This is a genomic window from Pseudoxanthomonas sangjuensis, assembly GCF_010211755.1.
GTDB lineage: Bacteria > Pseudomonadota > Gammaproteobacteria > Xanthomonadales > Xanthomonadaceae > Pseudoxanthomonas_A > Pseudoxanthomonas_A sangjuensis.
In genome coordinates this window covers 82950-98459 of record NZ_PDWR01000001.1, presented here as the reverse complement: position 1 = coordinate 98459, position 15510 = coordinate 82950, and the positions used below count along the sequence as shown (strand labels likewise).

At 68.3% G+C, this 15510-nt stretch carries 17 protein-coding genes; 11 read left to right on the top strand and 6 right to left on the bottom strand.

Annotation, left to right across the window (positions count from 1 at the left end; all coding sequences use genetic code 11):
* Positions 1-37: 37 nt before the first annotated feature.
* Entirely contained in the window at positions 38-487 is a 450-nt protein-coding gene (locus CSC71_RS00460; RefSeq protein WP_162372374.1) for a copper chaperone PCu(A)C, read from the bottom strand.
* Positions 488-523: 36 nt separating this feature from the next.
* Here CSC71_RS00460 and CSC71_RS00455 point away from each other — a divergent pair, with 36 nt between their 5' ends.
* Positions 524-1300 (top strand): enoyl-CoA hydratase/isomerase family protein, encoded by a 777-nt coding sequence (locus CSC71_RS00455; RefSeq protein ID WP_162372373.1) that lies wholly within the window; start codon positions 524-526, stop codon positions 1298-1300.
* A 78-nt stretch (positions 1301-1378) separates the two neighbouring features.
* On the opposite strand, the gene CSC71_RS00450 is transcribed toward CSC71_RS00455, so the two are convergent.
* On the bottom strand, positions 1379-2302 hold the full coding sequence (locus CSC71_RS00450; protein WP_425501899.1) for a LysR family transcriptional regulator: 924 nt from the start codon (positions 2300-2302) through the stop codon (positions 1379-1381).
* Between the two features lie 118 nt (positions 2303-2420).
* Between CSC71_RS00450 and CSC71_RS00445 the strand changes: the two genes are divergently transcribed.
* On the top strand, positions 2421-3182 hold the full coding sequence (locus CSC71_RS00445) for an SDR family NAD(P)-dependent oxidoreductase (RefSeq protein ID WP_211367802.1): 762 nt from the start codon (positions 2421-2423) through the stop codon (positions 3180-3182).
* Positions 3183-3248: 66 nt separating this feature from the next.
* On the opposite strand, the gene CSC71_RS00440 is transcribed toward CSC71_RS00445, so the two are convergent.
* From CSC71_RS00440 to CSC71_RS00430, 3 genes are all read right to left on the bottom strand, one after another.
* Positions 3249-4106 carry a sulfurtransferase gene (locus CSC71_RS00440; protein ID WP_162372370.1) on the bottom strand — a complete coding sequence of 286 codons (858 nt, stop codon included), beginning with the start codon at positions 4104-4106 and terminating at the stop codon, positions 3249-3251.
* The gene (locus tag CSC71_RS00435) at positions 4103-4906 is read right to left on the bottom strand and encodes a CoA pyrophosphatase (RefSeq protein ID WP_162372369.1); all 804 of its coding nucleotides are present in this window, start codon (positions 4904-4906) and stop codon (positions 4103-4105) included. The genes CSC71_RS00440 and CSC71_RS00435 overlap by 4 nt, the downstream gene beginning before the upstream one ends.
* 162 nt (positions 4907-5068) lie before the next feature.
* Entirely contained in the window at positions 5069-5776 is a 708-nt protein-coding gene (locus tag CSC71_RS00430; protein WP_162372368.1) for an FKBP-type peptidyl-prolyl cis-trans isomerase N-terminal domain-containing protein, read from the bottom strand.
* A gap of 202 nt (positions 5777-5978) precedes the next feature.
* Here CSC71_RS00430 and CSC71_RS00425 point away from each other — a divergent pair, with 202 nt between their 5' ends.
* Genes CSC71_RS00425 through nth form a run of 3 tightly spaced genes read left to right on the top strand, consistent with a single transcriptional unit; the run spans position 5979 to position 7827 of the window.
* Positions 5979-6761 carry an enoyl-CoA hydratase/isomerase family protein gene (locus tag CSC71_RS00425; RefSeq protein ID WP_162372367.1) on the top strand — a complete coding sequence of 261 codons (783 nt, stop codon included), beginning with the start codon at positions 5979-5981 and terminating at the stop codon, positions 6759-6761.
* 5 nt (positions 6762-6766) lie between these two features.
* Positions 6767-7099 (top strand): hypothetical protein, encoded by a 333-nt coding sequence (locus CSC71_RS00420; protein WP_162372366.1) that lies wholly within the window; start codon positions 6767-6769, stop codon positions 7097-7099.
* Entirely contained in the window at positions 7096-7827 is a 732-nt protein-coding gene (gene nth, locus CSC71_RS00415) for an endonuclease III (RefSeq protein WP_162372365.1), read from the top strand. Before CSC71_RS00420 ends, nth begins: the two co-directional genes overlap by 4 nt.
* A 75-nt stretch (positions 7828-7902) precedes the next feature.
* Here the strand turns inward: nth and CSC71_RS00410 are convergent, their stop codons facing one another.
* Entirely contained in the window at positions 7903-9099 is a 1197-nt protein-coding gene (locus CSC71_RS00410; RefSeq protein ID WP_162372364.1) for a porin, read from the bottom strand.
* A 426-nt stretch (positions 9100-9525) separates the two neighbouring features.
* Here CSC71_RS00410 and pstS (CSC71_RS00405) point away from each other — a divergent pair, with 426 nt between their 5' ends.
* The 6 genes from pstS (CSC71_RS00405) (at position 9526) to phoU (ending at position 15496) form a co-directional block, all read left to right on the top strand.
* A complete protein-coding gene (gene pstS, locus CSC71_RS00405) occupies positions 9526-10536 on the top strand; it encodes a phosphate ABC transporter substrate-binding protein PstS (RefSeq protein ID WP_281351912.1) in 1011 nt (336 codons plus the stop codon).
* Positions 10537-10741: 205 nt separating this feature from the next.
* Positions 10742-11839, top strand: a complete 1098-nt coding sequence (pstS, locus tag CSC71_RS00400; RefSeq protein WP_162372362.1) for a phosphate ABC transporter substrate-binding protein PstS — start codon at positions 10742-10744, stop codon at positions 11837-11839.
* Between the two features lie 85 nt (positions 11840-11924).
* Positions 11925-12893 carry a phosphate ABC transporter permease subunit PstC gene (pstC, locus tag CSC71_RS00395; protein WP_162372361.1) on the top strand — a complete coding sequence of 323 codons (969 nt, stop codon included), beginning with the start codon at positions 11925-11927 and terminating at the stop codon, positions 12891-12893.
* The gene (gene pstA, locus CSC71_RS00390; protein ID WP_162372360.1) at positions 12893-13753 is read left to right on the top strand and encodes a phosphate ABC transporter permease PstA; all 861 of its coding nucleotides are present in this window, start codon (positions 12893-12895) and stop codon (positions 13751-13753) included. Before pstC ends, pstA begins: the two co-directional genes overlap by 1 nt.
* A 147-nt stretch (positions 13754-13900) precedes the next feature.
* Positions 13901-14689 carry a phosphate ABC transporter ATP-binding protein PstB gene (gene pstB, locus CSC71_RS00385; protein ID WP_425501901.1) on the top strand — a complete coding sequence of 263 codons (789 nt, stop codon included), beginning with the start codon at positions 13901-13903 and terminating at the stop codon, positions 14687-14689.
* Positions 14690-14785: 96 nt separating this feature from the next.
* Positions 14786-15496, top strand: coding sequence for a phosphate signaling complex protein PhoU (gene phoU / locus CSC71_RS00380; RefSeq protein ID WP_162372358.1), 711 nt, complete (start codon positions 14786-14788; stop codon positions 15494-15496).
* The last annotated feature ends 14 nt before the right edge of the window (positions 15497-15510 follow it).

Sequence of the window (15510 nt, the reverse complement as noted above, 5' to 3'; positions counted from 1 at the left end):
CTTCCTCCGGCCGCCAAAAGCCGCGGTGACGGCGATGTCAGGGGGCGGCTTGCTTCACTACCAGCACGCCGGCAACCTCGCGTCCGTCCTTCAGCTTCAATGTCACGGCGACCTTGTCGCCCTCCTTCACCGGCGCGGACGGGTGCATCAGCATCAGGTGCAGGCCGCCCGGCGCGAGCGTTGCGGTCGAACCCGGCGCGAGCGGCAGCTCCCCGATCGCGCGCATCCTGCTCATGCCATCGACGATCTCGCTGCGGTGCAGGCCCACGTGCATGAAAGCCGGGCTGGACGCCGAGGCCACCGACACCGCCTGCTTGCACGGGTTCTCGATGCGACCGTAACCAGCCAGCATCATCGGCTCCGGCACCGGCGGCAGGTTCACCCAGCCCTCCTTCAGCACCGGTTTGCATTCGTCGGCCAGTGCCGGCAACGACGCCGCGGACACCAGCGCGGCCAGGACCCATCGCGGAAGCTGTCGTCTGCTCATGGGCTTATCATAGCCCGCAACCTCCGGAGGGCCGCAATGAGTGCAATGGTCGAAACCATCGAACACAGCGACGTCCGCGAAATCCGCATGGCGCGGCCGCCGGTCAATGCACTCGACACCGAATTGTGCCGCGCGCTGATCGCCGCGATCGACAAGGCCCAGGGCGACGACATCGGCGGCATCGTGCTGTCCGGCGGCGAAGGCGTCTTCTCCGCCGGGCTCGACGTGCCGTACCTGCTGTCGCACGGCGAAAACCGTCACGCGCTGATGGACAGCTGGCAGGCGTTCTTCGGCGTCGCCCGTGCGCTGGCCGAATCGCGCGTGCCAGTGGCCGCGGCGATCACCGGCCACTCGCCCGCGGGCGGCTGCGTGCTGGCGCTGTGCTGCGACTACCGGGTCATGGCGCGCAGCGTCGACCCGTCGCGGCCGTACGCGATCGGCCTGAACGAAACCCAGGTCGGACTGGTCGCGCCGGAAGGCATCCAGCAATTGCTGCGCCGCGCGGTCGGCGTGCACCGCGCCGGATGCCTGCTGGTCGCCGGCGAACTGGTCCCGGCCGAACGCGCGCTGGACATCGGCTTGGTCGACGAATTGGCCGACATCGCCAGCGTGGTGCCGCGCGCGGTGGCGTGGCTGCAGGCGCTGCTGCAACTGCCGCATGCGCCGGTGATGCAGACCCGCGCCATCGCCCGCGCCGACCTCGCCGTCGCCCTGCACAACGACAACATCCGCCTCGACCGTTTCGTCGAAGCCTGGTACCTGCCGGAAACGCAGCAGGCGTTGCAGGCGATGGTGGCAAGACTGAAGAAATGATGCCCCTGTAGGAGCGGCGTAAGCCGCGACGCTTTCTGCTCTTGCACCTTCGCATGCCGGTACGAAAAGCGTCGCGGCTTACGCCGCTCCCACAGGCTGCGACGCGCCGAGATGCGGCGCCAGCACGTCCGTCATCCAGTCCATGAACATGCGCACGCGCAGCGGCAGGTGCCGGCGACGCGGGTACAGCAGCGTGACCGGCATCGGCTCGGCGGGGAAATCCGCCAGCACTTCGATCAGTTGCCCGGATTCGAGCAGCTCGCGCATGCCGATGGCCGGCGTCTGGATCAGTCCCAGGCCCGCGAGGGCCGCGGCCGTGTACGCCGCCGCGTTGTTCACCGTCACCGCACCGGGCATCGGCAGGTTCGCGTATCCGCCGGCGACGGGATATTCCCAGCCCGCCGACCGCTGGCCGAATGTTCCGACGAAGTGCACCAGCCTGTGCGCGGCCAGGTCTTCGATCCGGCGCGGGGTGCCGAAGCGGCGCAGGTAGTCCGGGCTGGCGCAGTTGACGATGCGCAACGCGCCGAGCGGGCGCGCGACCAGGCTGTCGTCGAGGATCGCGCCGATGCGCAGCACGCAGTCGTAGCCTTCGCCGGCCACGTCGACGCGGCGTTCGGCCCCGCCGATCTCGATCTCCAGTTGCGGGTGCCGGTCGAGGAATTCGCCCAGCCGCGGGATCACGTACCTGGCCGCCATCGGCGACGACATGTCCACGCGCAGCCGCCCACGCAGGCTTCGCGGTTCGGTGCGGAACATGGCCTGCAGCTCGTCGGCATCGTCCAGCAGGTCGCGGCAGCGCTCCAGGAAGGCGGCGCCGTCGTGGGTCAATTGCACGCGACGCGTGGTCCGGTGCAGCAGTTGCGTGCCCAGCGCCGCTTCCAGGCGCCGGACCGCCAGCGAAACGCTGGCCTTGGGCTGGCCCAGGCGGTCGGCGGCGCGGGTGAAGCCGCCCAGTTCGGCCACGGCGACGAAGACGCGGCAGGTTTCCAGCATGTCCACGGCCGATTGTCGTCCTGTATTGCACAGAGAAAACAATCTTCACCGATTTATCGCGCTTATCAAGCCCAATAGCATGCTGCCCACGACGGCCGTCCGGCCGCCCAAACCGGAGAATGCCATGAACGACCCCTCCCCCATCGCCCTGATCACCGGCGGCAGCCGCGGCCTGGGCCGCAACGCCGCCGAACACCTGGCCCGCCAAGGCACCGACGTGGTCCTCACCTACCGCAGCGGCCGTGCCGAAGCCGAGCAGGCGGTCGCATCCATCGAGGCGCTCGGCCGCCGCGCCGCCGCATTGCAGCTGGACGTGGCCGACAGCAGCGCCTTCCCCGCCTTCGCCGGGCAGGTGAAGCGGGTGCTGGCCGGCTGGGGCCGCGGGAACTTCGATTTCCTGCTCAACAACGCCGGCCACGGCGTGCACGCGCCATTCGCCGAAACCACCGAAGCGCAGTTCGACGAACTGGTGAAGGTGCACCTGAAGGCGCCGTATTTCCTGACCCAGGCCTTGTTGCCGCTGATCGCCGACGGCGGCCGCATCCTGAATATCTCGAGCGGACTGGCGCGCTTCTCGTTGCCGGGTTACTCGGCCTACGCGACGATGAAGGGCGGCGTCGAAGTGCTGACCCGCTACCTGGCCAAGGAACTGGGCCCGCGCCGGATCAGCGTCAACACGCTCGCACCGGGCGCGATCGAAACCGACTTCGGCGGCGGCGCGGCGCGCGACAACGCGCAACTCAACGCCGCCATCGCCGCGCAGACCGCGTTGGGCCGCGTCGGCCTGCCGGACGATATCGGCGCGGTGGTCGCCGCGTTGCTGGCGCCGGGCACCGGCTGGATCAATGCGCAGCGGATCGAGGCTTCCGGCGGCATGGTGCTTTGACAGCGGAAACGGGCGAAGGAGAAGAGAAAAACGGACGGGTGCCGTTGCCCGTCCCTCCGCCTGCCCCTAGCCCTTCGCCACCGGCCGCGACGGATCGCCGATCCAGCCGCTCCACGAGCCGGCGAAGACCCGCGCGCCATGCAGGCCCGCGTGTTCGAACGCCAGCAGCAGGTGGCAGGCGGTGACGCCGGAGCCGCACATCAGCACCGTGTCGGATGGACGGCGGCCGGCCAGCAGCGCTTCGAGTTCGCCCTGCAGTTCGTCCGCCGGCTTGAAGCGGCCGTCGCGCAGGTTCTGTGCGAACGGCCGGTTCAGCGCGCCGGGCACGTGGCCGGCGACCGGATCGATCGGTTCGACTTCGCCGCGGAAACGTTCGGCGGCGCGCACGTCGATCAGCCAGCCGCTGTCCTCGTCGAGGCGCTCGCGCACCGCGTCGGCGGTGACGATGCGCGAGCGGTCGAAGCGCGCCGGGTAAGGCGCCTCTTCCGGACAGGCGCGCACTTCCGCGGTCAGCGGCAAACCCGCGACCTGCCAGGCGGCCAGGCCGCCATCGAGCACGGCGACGCGCTGGTGGCCGAGCAGCTTCAGCAACCACCACATCCGCGCCGCGGCCATGCTGCCGTCGCCGGCGTCGTAGACCACGACCTGATGCGCCGGCGACACGCCCCACGACCCCAGCCTGCGCGCGAAGACTTCGTCGTCCGGCAACGGATGCCGGCCCTGCCCGGCCTTGTTGAGGTCGGACAGGTCGAGGTTGAGGTCGGCGTACTGCGCGCCGGGCAGATGCGATTGCGCGTAGAGCAACGCGGGGTTGGGGCCGTCCGGCGTGATCGCGGCGACGGCGCGCGCGTCGAACAGGCGCAGCCGCGGGTCGTCGAGTGCCGCAGCCAGTTCGCCGACCTGCACCAGCGCGGTCCAGTTCATCCGTAGCGCTCCAGCCGTTGCCGCAGGTTCGAGAGGATCGACGCGGTCGCGCCCCAGATGCGCTGCCCTGGCCAGTCGTATTCCAGCACCACGCGGCGGCGGCCCCTGAAGTCGATTTCGACCTTGCGCAGGTTGTCGCGCGCCATCAGGTACTGCAGCGGCACTTCGAACACGTCGGCCACTTCGCCGGGGTTCGGTTGCGCCGCGTAGGCCGGGTCCAGCAGCGCCACCACCGGGGTGACGCGGAAACTGCTGACCGTGACGAACGGATCGAGGAAGCCCAGCGGCACGACCTGCGCCGGCGGCACCGCGATTTCCTCCTCGGTCTCGCGCAGCGCCGCGGCGACCACGCCGATGTCGCCTTCGTCGACGCGCCCGCCGGGGAAACTGACCTGACCGCTGTGGTTGCGCAGGCCGTCGGTGCGCCGGGTCAGCAGCACCTGCGTGCCGGAATCGCGCGGCGCCAGGCCGACCAGCACCGCCGCTTCGTGCAGCGGCCCCGGCGGCAGCACGTCGGCCAGGTCGTCGTGGTTCCAGCCCGGGCCCTGCGGCGGCGCCGCGAGCGGATGCAGCGCGCGCTGCAGCGCTTCGCGCTCGGGCAGCGGCGGCAACGCGGCCACGCGCGCCCATTCGCGTTCGGGCAGCACGTTTTCGATCAGTCGCAGGCGTTCGTCGTTGCTCATTCGCGGCCAGCGGGCGATTTCGTCGGAAGTGCGCCGGCAGCCCAGGCAGATGCCGTCGTCGTCGAGGGTGCAGACGCCGATGCACGGGCTCGGCACCGGCAAGTAGGGAAAGCTCATGCGCCGATTATCGCCCAGCGCGGCCGGCGCCGGATGTGCGCCGGCAAAACGAAACGCCGGCACGGGGCCGGCGTTTCGTCGCGTATCGGAAGCGGAAGCCCCGCCTGCGCGGGGACGACGCGATGGCGGGGCGGCCGCGCCAGGCGCGACCGCGCCGTCGGGTCACTTCACGCTGACCAGCTTGACCTCGAACTGCACCGCCAGGTTCGGCGGGAACTCGGTGCGCGGGTCGGCGCCGTAGGCCTTGTCGGCCGGCAGGGTGATTTCCCACTTCGAACCGGCCGGCATCGCCAGCAGGGCTTCGCGCAGGCCGGTCAGCGGCACTTCGCTGACCTTCATCGACGGGATCTGGCGGGCCGGCTGGGCCTGCTGCGGGCGCTGGCCCAACGGATACGGGCCGGCGAACTCCAGCTGCACGGTGCTGGCCTGGGTCGGACGCGCGCCGCTGCCCGATTCCAGCACCTTGTACTGAACGGTGCTGCCCGGCAGGGTCTGCACGCCGGCGGCGGTCTTGTGCTGGGCGATGAAGGCGTCGCTGCGCGCCTTGTTGTCGGCGGCGGCCTTGTCCCATGCGGCCTTGGCCTTCTCGGCCTGGCGCTTCTGCATGGCCTCGACCGCGGTGCGCAGCTGCTCCACCGGCACGGTGGGCTCCTTCTTCGCATAGCCTTCCTGCAGCGCGCGCTGCACCGTGGCCAGGTCGACGGATTCGCCGCTTTCGATCAGGTTGCGACCGAGGTCGTAGCCCAGCGCATAGCTCAGGGCATTGCGGTCGGGGGCCGGGGTGGTTTGCGCGAACGCGCCGCCGGCGACCAGGGAAAGAGCCAGCAGGCTGGCGGGGGCCACACTGGCCAGGAACTGACGCAACTTCATTCGGAACAAACCTCCGGTTATGGAAAGGGGCGGCCAGGCCGCCCCCGACGAATCTGGAAAAGCTCGCGTTAGGATAGTCCCGCACCGGCTTAATAACCAGTGAGGACGGCGGCTGTGACCCGCGTTTTGCGGCGGAAGTTCCCGTTTTGTCCGGCCCCGAAAAACGACTTTTGAACATTTCGCCCCCCTTTCGCCAGAACCCATGACCGAATCCCCAGTCCTGACCGCCGACGATGGCGCCGTCCGCACCCTCACCGTCAACCGCCCCGACAAGCTCAATGCGCTGAACGCGGCCACCCTCGACGCCCTGCTCGCCGCCTTCGACGCGGCCGCCGCCGATCCCGCGGTGCGCGCCGTCGTGCTGACCGGCGCCGGGCCGAAGGCCTTCGTCGCCGGCGCCGACATCGCCGAAATGGCGGGCCTGAGCGCCAGCGAGGGCCGCGATTTCTCCCTGCGCGGCCAGCGCCTGATGCGGCGCATCGAAACGATGCCGAAACCGGTGATCGCGAAGATCAACGGCTTCGCCCTCGGCGGGGGGCTGGAACTGGCGATGGCCTGCCACCTGCGGATCGCCGCCGACAGCGCGAAGGTCGGCCAGCCCGAGATCAACCTCGGCCTGATCCCCGGCTTCGGCGGCACCCAGCGCCTGCTGCGCCTGGCCGGACGCGCGGCGACGCTGGAACTGTGCCTGCTCGGCGCGCCGATCGACGCCGCCCGCGCGCAGCAGCTGGGCATCGTCAACCGCGTGGTCGCCGCCGCCGGACTCGACGCGGAAACCGCGAAGCTGGCCGCGCAACTCGCCGCCTCCGCGCCGCTGGCGCTGCGCGGCATCCTCGACTCGGTGACCGTGGGCGGCGAATGCGCGATCGGCGAAGGCCTGCAGTACGAAACCGCGCAGTTCGGCCTGATGTTCGCGACCGACGACATGCGCGAGGGCACCCGCGCCTTCCTCGAACGGCGCAAGCCGGCTTTCACCGGGCGCTGACGGGCATGCACGACTGCAGGCTCGGCGAGCGGCTGGCGCAATTGCTCGATGCCGACGATGTCGACGCCGCGATCGAGGCCGGGCTGGTGGCGTTCGCGCCCTGCCCGGCGTGCGATGAGGTCGTCGCGGCGAAGATCGTCGATGCGCAGGCGCGCCTCGCGAAGGCCTGGGCCGCGCGCGAACGCTACCGCGCGCGCGAAGCCCGGCTGGCGCGCATCGCCGCCGAACGCGCGGCGCGCCGGTCACCGCCGCAGGCGCAGAAGTCGTCGCTGCCGCCCGCCGCCGCCGCGGTTCTCGCCCGTGCCAAGGCCAAGGCCGCGCAACGCGGTGACCAATGACGACGAAACCGAAGAAAAAACCCGCCGCGAAGGCTCCCGCGACAGGCAGACCGGCGAAGAAAACCGCGGCCCCGGCCCGCCCGAAGCCGTTCTCCCGCGCGGAAGTCGTCGAACTGTTCACGCGCCTGCGCGAACTGAACCCGAAGCCGACCACCGAACTCGAATACAGAACCCTGTTCGAACTGCTGGTCGCGGTGGTGCTGTCGGCGCAGGCCACCGACGTCGGCGTCAACAAGGCCACGCGGCGGCTGTATCCGGTCGCGAACACGCCGCAGGCCATCCTCGACCTCGGCGAGGACGGGCTGAAGAAGTACATCGCGACCATCGGCCTGTTCAACGGCAAGGCGAAGAACGTGATCGCGCTGAGCCGCATCCTGATCGAAGAGCACGACGGCGAGGTGCCGCGTTCGCGCGCGGCGCTGGAAGCGCTTCCCGGCGTCGGCCGCAAGACCGCGAACGTGGTGCTGAACACCGCGTTCGGCGAGCCGACCATCGCGGTGGACACGCACATCTTCCGCGTCGCCAACCGCACCGGGCTGGCGCCCGGCAAGGACGTGAAGACGGTCGAGGAGAAACTGCTGAAGGTGGTGCCGGATGAATTCAAGCCCGACGCGCACCACTGGCTGATCCTGCACGGCCGCTACGTGTGCAAGGCGCGCAAGCCGGACTGTCCGCAATGCGTGATCCGCGACCTGTGCCGGTTCAAGGACAAGACCCCCGCCGCGTGAGCACGCGCGCGGAAAGCGAAACGGCGGGCCGAAGCCCGCCGTTTTCGTCGCGCCCGTCGATCCGGGCAAGCCGGATCAAAACCGGAATTCGCCCCAGACGCCGAATTCCTTGGTCTCCTGGTCGGTGGTGGTGTCGTTCTCGCGGTGCGTGTACTTGTACACCGTGGCCAGCTTGACGCCCTTGATCACCGGGAATTCGACGCCGAGGTTGTAGTAGGTCTCCTCCAGGCTCGGGTCGATTTCCTTGCTCAGGTCGGCCTTGTCGTAGCGGCCGAACAGGGTCACGCCGCCGTCGGTCAGGCCGACGCTGCTCCACACCGAGTAGCCATCGGCCTTGTCCGAGGCGGCGGTCAGCACGTTGTTCCAGTTCTTGGCCTGGAAGTACTCGGCGCCTACGCGGAAGTTCGGCGAAGCGTAGGCGACCATCGCGTCGACGCGGTCGGCGGTATGCAGCGCCTCGGTATTCTCCTTTTCCTTGCCCAGCTTGCCGGAGTAGGCGCCCACGGCAACGACGGTATTGGCGGTGGGAGCGAAGCCGATGCGGCCTTCGAAATCCACGCCCTTGCTGCGGCTCGGGTTCTTGTAGCCGGCGCCGTTGAGCATCGCGGCGGCGTAGTTGAACATGCCGCTGCCCGCTTCGCCGCTGACATGCAGGCCCCAGTCGGCCGAAGTGGCGAACTTCAGGCGGTCGGCGATGGTGTTCTCGACATAGCGCATGCCGTAGTAGTTCTCCGCGAACGGTACCCACGGCAGGTCGGTCGAACCGGCGCGAAGCACGAAGGCGTCGCTGAGCTTGGCCTGGATGTAGGCCTTCTTGATGTACAGCTCGGTCGAGGAGATCGCGGAGCTGTACTGGAAGTCGGTGGTCAGGTTCATCGACCAGACGTCGTCGAACTTGTGGTCGACGCCCAGGTAGAAACGCTTGATGTCGAAGCCGAAGCCGCTGGCGTCGGTCTTGGCGCCATTCGATTCCTGGTCGATGTTGGTGAGGTCGAAGTACATGCGGCCGCTGAGCTTGGTGTCGTTGACCAGTTTCTTCAGCGAATCGACGGTCGGCGCGACCGATTCGTTGACCTTGGCCTGCTCGACGTTGACTTCGGACTGCGCATCGGCGCGCGATTCCAGATCCTCGACCTTCGCTTGCAGCGCGGCGATCTGCGCCTTCAGTTCGGCCAGTTCGGTGGAGGACTGCGCGTGCGCGACATCGGTGGCGGCCAGGCCGACGAGGCCGAGGCTGGCGGCAATGGCCGTCGCGAGCAGATTGGAACGCATGGGATATCTCCGGGGTGGATTTTGTTGGGAATTGCCGCAGCCGCCGTCGTGCCGCGGCGCAACGCGGTTAAGATTCCGCTATCCGCATGACTGTTCCGGGTCAATTAAATGACATTGGCGTGACAGCGGCATGGCGGGCCGGCAATAAACGCCGCTCGATACGCGGCGTATCCGTCGCCTTGGCCAGCCCGGTTGGCGCACGGCACGGAAATCCCAGCCCGGCCGGTCCGGTCCGGCGACTCTCCCCTTCCAGCCCGCGGGCCCCCTGTCCACGCACGGATCAGGGCATGCCGCCTCCGGACCCGGGTCACGCGCATGTCATTCGTCTGACACACAACTGCAGCGGAGATGTCACGTAACCGGATTGGAATAGATGGGAAGCGGGCGCCCAGCCCGGCTTTTGTCCGCCTTCAGGAGCCTAATTCCGTGACCCACAAAACCACCCTCCGCACCGCCGCCGCACTGTTGGCGACGGCCATGGCCTTCTCCGCCCACGCTGCCGACGTGACCGGCGCGGGCGCTTCGTTCGTCTATCCCGCCGTGTCCAAGTGGTCGGCCGACTACAAGGCGGCGACCGGCAAGGAAGTGAACTACCAGTCGATCGGTTCCGGCGGCGGCATCGCCCAGATCAAGGCCGGCACCGTGGACTTCGGCTCGTCCGACAAACCGCTGCCGCCGGACGAACTGGCCCGTTCGGGCCTGGCGCAGTTCCCGTCGGTGATCGGCGGCATCGTGCCGGCGTTCAACCTGCCCGGCGTGCAGCCCGGCGCGATGAAGCTGGACCCGGACGTGCTGGCCGACATCTTCCTCGGCAAGATCACGATGTGGAACGACCCGCGCATCGTCGCCACCAATGGCGGCATCGGCCTGCCGGCGCAGAAGATCACCGTCGTGCACCGCTCCGACGGCTCGGGCACCACGTTCAATTTCACCAACTACCTGTCCAAGATCAGTCCGGCGTGGAAGAGCGCGGTCGGCGAGGGCACCACGGTCAAGTGGCCGGTGGGCATCGGCGCCAAGGGCAACGAAGGCGTCTCCGCCTACGTCAAGCAGATCAAGGGCTCGGTCGGCTACGTCGAACTGGCCTATGCGCTGCAGAACAAGGTGGCCTATTCGCGCCTGAAGAACGCCGCCGGCAACTACATCAACCCCAGCGACGACACCTTCGCCGAAGCCGCCGCCAGCGCCGACTGGTCGCACGCCAAGGACTTCTACCTGATCGTCACCAACGCCCCGGGCGACCAGGCGTGGCCGATCGCCGCCACCAACTTCATGCTGGTGCACAAGGGCGGCAAGCCGGGCACCAAGGCGGCCACCGAGTTCTTCCGCTGGGTCTACGCCAACGGCGACGCCTCGGCCACCACGCTCGGCTACGTGCCACTGCCGGACTCGCTGGTGCAGCAGATCGAGACCTACTGGTCGACCAACCTGAAATAAGCAACGTGCGCCGGGCGGCGGGTCCCTCTCCCCTGTCGTCCACCCCGAAGCGCGGGCCGCAAGGTCCGCGCTTTTTTTGCGCATGGCCAGGCAAATCCCGGCCACCGTTCCAGACCAGGCGATCGACGTCATACGGCTGTAACAAAAACATCATTTCATAGTGGAACCCAGCGGCCCTGCCCGCGAATCCTCCCCGGAGACATCCATGAACCTGAAGCCGGCGCGCATCGCCCTGTTGGCCATTTCCGTTTCCCTTGCCATCGTGGCCTGCAAGCCCACCACCGACGGCGCCAACCCGGCCGCCACCGCCCCGGGCGCGGATGGTGCTGCCGCCACCGCCCCGGCCAACCCGAATGCCGCGGAAATCTCCGGCGCCGGCGCTTCCTTCATCTATCCGCTGGTGTCGAAGTGGTCGGCCGACTACAACGCCGCCACCGGCAACAAGGTCAACTACCAGTCGATCGGCTCCGGCGGCGGCATCGCCCAGATCAAGGCCGGCACGGTCGATTTCGGTTCGTCCGACAAGCCGCTGTCGTCCGAGGAACTGGCGCAGTCCGGCCTGGCGCAGTTCCCGTCTGCGATCGGCGGCGTGGTGCCGGTGGTCAACCTCGACGGCATCGAAGCCGGCAAGCTGCAGCTGACCGGCGCGCTGCTGGCCGACATCTTCCTCGGCAAGGTCGCCAAGTGGAACGACCCGGCCATCGCCGCGGTCAACTCCGGCGTCGCCCTGCCCGACCTGAAGATCAACCTCGTGCACCGCTCCGACGGTTCGGGCACCAGCTTCAACTTCACCAACTACCTGAGCAAGGTCAGCCCGGCGTGGAAGGAGAAGGTCGGCGAAGGCACCAGCGTGCAGTGGCCGGGCGGCGTCGGCGGCAAGGGCAACGAAGGCGTGGCCTCGTACGTGAAACAGATCAAGGGCAGCATCGGCTACGTCGAATTGGCCTATGCGCTGCAGAACAAGATGCCCTACGCCGCGCTGCAGAACGCGGCCGGCAACTTCGTGCAGCCCAGCGCGGAAAGCTTCGCCGCCGCCGCGTCCAGCGCCGACTGGGCCAACGCCAAGGACTTCAACCTGGTCATCACCAACGCGCCGGGCGAGCAGGCGTGGCCGATCACCGCGACCAATTTCATGCTGGTGCGCAAGCAGCCGCAGGACGCCAAGCGCAACGCCGACACGCTGGCGTTCTTCAAGTGGGCGTTCGAGAACGGCCAGGCCCAGGCGAAGGAACTGGACTACGTGCCGCTGCCGCCGGAACTGGTGCAGCAGATCGAGGGTTACTGGGCCACGGCCCTGAAGTAATGCAGCGGCGCGGCGGCGGGCGCGGACACGCCCGCCGACGCGCTTCGCCATCGCGGCAACGACGAAAAGCGCACCCCGGGAACACTTGAACGCCACCGCCCTGCCCGCCTCCACCACTCCGAGCCGCGACACGCGCGCCGCCGCCAACGACCGCCGGTTCCGCTGGTTCCTGGTCGTTACCGTGGCCTTCGTGCTGGTCGCACTGGCCAGCGCCGCGCTGTCGATGCTGTGGGGCGGCCGCCACGTGTTGGCGGAAGAGGGCCTGAGCTTCTTCTATTCGACCGACTGGAACCCGGTCGAGAACAAGTACGGCGCGCTGGCGCCGATCTACGGGACGATCGTGACGGCGGTCATCGCGATGCTGGTCGCGGTGCCGGTCAGCTTCGGCATCGCCTTCTTCCTGACCGAAGTGGCGCCGCGCTGGCTGCGCGGGCCGATCGGCACCGCGATCGAACTGCTCGCCGGCATCCCGTCGATCATCTACGGCATGTGGGGCCTGTTCGTGCTGGTCCCGGTGATGACCGAGCACGTGACGCCGTGGCTCAACGACCACCTCGGCACCCTGCCCATCGTCGGGCCGCTGTTCCAGGGCCCGCCGCTGGGCATCGGCATGCTGACCGCCGGCTTCGTGCTGGCGATCATGGTGATTCCCTTCATCAGCTCGGTGATGCGCGAAGTATTCCTGACCGTGCCCACGCGACTGAAGGAATCGGCCTGCGCGCTGGGCAGCACCAGGTGGGAAGTGAGCTGGGACATCGTGCTGCCGTACACGCGCAGCGCGGTGATCGGCGGCATCTTCCTCGGCCTGGGCCGCGCGCTCGGCGAAACCATGGCGGTGGCCTTCGTGATCGGCAACAGCGTGCGACTGTCGGCTTCGCTGCTGGAGCCGGGCACCACCCTCGCCGCGCTGATCGCCAACGACTTCGGCGAGGCCACCGAGACCTACCGCTCGGCACTGCTGCTGCTCGGCTTCGTGCTGTTCGTCGTCACCTTCGTGGTGCTGGCCGCGGCCCGCTGCATGCTGCTGCGACTGTCGCGCAAGGAGGGCAGTTGATGGCCGCCCATGCGTCCAACGGCATCTACGCCCGCCGCCGCGTCGTCAACGCGGTCGCGATCGCGCTGTCCGTGGCCACCGCGCTGTTCGGCCTGTTCTTCCTAGCCTGGATCCTGTGGACGCTGCTGGCCAAGGGCATCGGCGGCATCGACCTCGACCTGTTCACGCAGACCACGCCGCCGCCGATGCAGGAAGGCGGCCTGGCCAACGCTTTCTTCGGCAGCGCGGTGATGTGCGCGCTGGCGCTGCTGATCGGTACGCCGCTGGGCGTGGCCGCCGGCACCTGGCTGGCCGAATACGGCAACGCGCGCAAGGCCGGCACCGTGGTCCGCTTCGTCAACGACATCCTGCTGTCGGCGCCGTCGATCGTGCTGGGCCTGTTCGTCTACGCGATGATCGTCGCCACGACCGGCTTCTCGGCGATCGCCGGCGCGGTGTCGCTGGCCTTCATCGTGCTGCCGGTGGTAGTGCGCACCACCGACGAGATGTTGCGCCTGGTGCCGCAGCAGATGCGCGAGGCCGCCCTCGCCCTTGGCGTGCCACAGTGGAAGGTGATCGTGCAGGTACTGTACCGCAGCGCCTCGGCCGGCATCGTCACCGGCATCCTGCTGGCCCTGGCGCGCATTTCCGGCGAAACCGCGCCACTGCTGTTCACCGCGTTCGGCAACCAGTACTGGAACGCCGACATCCGCCAGCCAATGGCCAGCGTGCCGGTGGTGATGAACCAGTTCGCCGGCAGCCCCTATGAAACCTGGCAAACGCTGGCCTGGGCCGGCGCGCTGGTGCTGACCGTGTTCGTGCTGCTGGTCAGCCTGACCGCGCGCGGCATCCTGCTGCGCAACAAGATCAACCATGACTAAGAGCCGGAAACGAGCGGAGGGGAGCAAGAAGCGGGCAAGCACCCTTCCCGGCCACCCGCTCCTCACTTCCCTTCGCTCACTTCTGCCTTGCCTGCGGATCCGACCATGAACCAAGCCACCTCCAGCGCACCCACGCAGCGCATCAGCATGGTGACCACCGACCGCGGCGAACTGCCGCCCGCTCCGGTGAAGCTGGAAGCGCGCGGGCTGGACTTCTATTACGACAAGTTCCGCGCGCTGAAGAACATCGACCTGCAGATCCCGGAGAAGCGGGTGACCGCGCTGATCGGTCCGTCCGGCTGCGGCAAGTCCACGCTGCTGCGCGTCTTCAATCGCATCTACGCGCTGTACCCGAAGCTGGAAGCGAAGGGCGAGGTGCTGCTGGACGGCGACGACATCCTGTCGCCGAAGTACCCGATGAACCGGCTGCGCAGCAAGGTCGGCATGGTATTCCAGAAGCCGGTGCCGTTCCCGATGACGATCTACGAGAACGTCGCCTACGGCATCCGCCACCACGAAAAGCTGTCGAAGGCCGACATGGACGACCGCGTCGAACTGGCGCTGCGCCAGGGCGCGTTGTGGGACGAGGTGAAGGACAAGCTCGGGCAGTCGGCACTGGGCCTGTCCGGCGGCCAGCAGCAGCGCCTGTGCATCGCCCGCGCGGTGGCGCTGAAGCCCGACGTGCTGCTGCTGGACGAACCGACCAGCGCGCTCGACCCGATCTCGACCAGCCGCATCGAGCAACTGGTCGAGGAACTGAAGCAGGACTACACCATCGCCATCGTCACCCACAACATGCAACAGGCCGCGCGCGTGTCCGACTACACCGCCTTCATGTACCTGGGCGACCTGATCGAGCACGACTTGACCTCGACCATCTTTTCCTCGCCGAGCAAGCAGCAGACCGAGGATTACATCACCGGCCGGTTTGGCTGATCCGCATAGCGGTTCTTGGTTGTTGGTTCCTGGTTGCTGGCAAACGACCGACCACCCAAGAACCAATAACCAATAACCAACAACCCGGTTCCGACCATGAACACCCAACCCCACGACCACATCGTCAAGAGCCACGACGAAGAGCAGCGCAGCGTCACCGCGGAGATCCTGCGCATGGGCGGGATCGCGGTCGCCCAGCTGGAAGCCGCGCTGGACGTGGTCGAGCGACGCGACGACCGCGCCGCCGAGCGCGTGATCGCCAACGACGAAGCCATCGACACGCTGGAAGCGAAGATCGGCCACGACGTGATGCAACTGGCGCTGCGCGGGCCGATGGCGCGCGACCTGCGGGTGATCCTGGCCGCGCTGCGCATCGCCGGCGACCTCGAGCGCATCGGCGACTACGCCGCCAACGCCGCCAAGCGCTCCAAGGTACTCAACACCCTGCCGCCGGTGCCGCACGTCACCGGCCTGCGCCCGCTGGGCCAGTTGGCCGTGTGCCAGTTGCGCGACGCGCTGGCCGCCTACCGCGACAATGACGCCGACCTGGCGCTCAAGGTCCGCGAAAGCGACGCCGAACTCGACGCCACCTATACCGCGCTGTTCCGCGAGCTGCTGACCTACATGATGGAAGACCCGCGCCACATCACCCCGTGCACGCACCTGCTGTTCATGGCCAAGAACCTGGAGCGCACCGGCGACCACGCCACCAACATCGCCGAGAACGTGTGGTTCCTGGTCAAGGGCGAGGAACCGCTGCCCCCGCGCGACAAGCGCGACGAGACCAGCACCAGCGGCGCGGCCTGATCGTTCTCCGCGGG

Coding starts and splice junctions, on each gene's coding strand:
- CSC71_RS00460 (WP_162372374.1), bottom strand. CDS start 487: ATGAGCAGACGACAGCTTCCGCGATGGGTCCTGGCCGCGCTGGTGTCC.
- CSC71_RS00455 (WP_162372373.1), top strand. CDS start 524: ATGAGTGCAATGGTCGAAACCATCGAACACAGCGACGTCCGCGAAATC.
- CSC71_RS00445 (WP_211367802.1), top strand. CDS start 2,421: ATGAACGACCCCTCCCCCATCGCCCTGATCACCGGCGGCAGCCGCGGC.
- CSC71_RS00440 (WP_162372370.1), bottom strand. CDS start 4,106: ATGAACTGGACCGCGCTGGTGCAGGTCGGCGAACTGGCTGCGGCACTC.
- CSC71_RS00435 (WP_162372369.1), bottom strand. CDS start 4,906: ATGAGCTTTCCCTACTTGCCGGTGCCGAGCCCGTGCATCGGCGTCTGC.
- CSC71_RS00430 (WP_162372368.1), bottom strand. CDS start 5,776: ATGAAGTTGCGTCAGTTCCTGGCCAGTGTGGCCCCCGCCAGCCTGCTG.
- CSC71_RS00425 (WP_162372367.1), top strand. CDS start 5,979: ATGACCGAATCCCCAGTCCTGACCGCCGACGATGGCGCCGTCCGCACC.
- CSC71_RS00420 (WP_162372366.1), top strand. CDS start 6,767: ATGCACGACTGCAGGCTCGGCGAGCGGCTGGCGCAATTGCTCGATGCC.
- nth (WP_162372365.1), top strand. CDS start 7,096: ATGACGACGAAACCGAAGAAAAAACCCGCCGCGAAGGCTCCCGCGACA.
- CSC71_RS00410 (WP_162372364.1), bottom strand. CDS start 9,099: ATGCGTTCCAATCTGCTCGCGACGGCCATTGCCGCCAGCCTCGGCCTC.
- pstS (WP_162372362.1), top strand. CDS start 10,742: ATGAACCTGAAGCCGGCGCGCATCGCCCTGTTGGCCATTTCCGTTTCC.
- pstA (WP_162372360.1), top strand. CDS start 12,893: ATGGCCGCCCATGCGTCCAACGGCATCTACGCCCGCCGCCGCGTCGTC.
- pstB (WP_425501901.1), top strand. CDS start 13,901: ATGGTGACCACCGACCGCGGCGAACTGCCGCCCGCTCCGGTGAAGCTG.
- phoU (WP_162372358.1), top strand. CDS start 14,786: ATGAACACCCAACCCCACGACCACATCGTCAAGAGCCACGACGAAGAG.